Below are 235 nucleotides of genomic sequence, written 5' to 3' on the forward strand. Positions count from 1 at the left end.
CATGGGCGTCCTGCACCGCGGCACCGATGCCAAGTACCTGCCCGAGCTTGAGGCCGCCGCGCCGCACCTCGAAGACCTGCAGGCCTACCTCGAAAGCGTCTTCGACGAGGGCGACTTCACCCCGGCCTCGCTGTGGGACCGCGCGCGCCGCGACGCGACGCTCGCCGAGTTCGCGCCGACCTACCCCAAGAGTTGGGACCTGTTCGAGGGCCTGGACGCCGGTCAGATCCGCCAG

Annotated in this window: 1 protein-coding gene; it reads left to right on the top strand. The window is 70.6% G+C overall.

Annotated features, from left to right (window positions below; translation table 11 throughout):
• Window positions 1-235, top strand: a 235-nt coding sequence (locus SB658_RS27625; RefSeq protein ID WP_410603769.1) for a hypothetical protein, incomplete at both ends; no start/stop codon positions are given.

The organism is Bacillus sp. SIMBA_008 (assembly GCF_046535495.1).
Classification (GTDB): Bacteria; Bacillota; Bacilli; order Bacillales; family Bacillaceae; genus Bacillus; species Bacillus subtilis.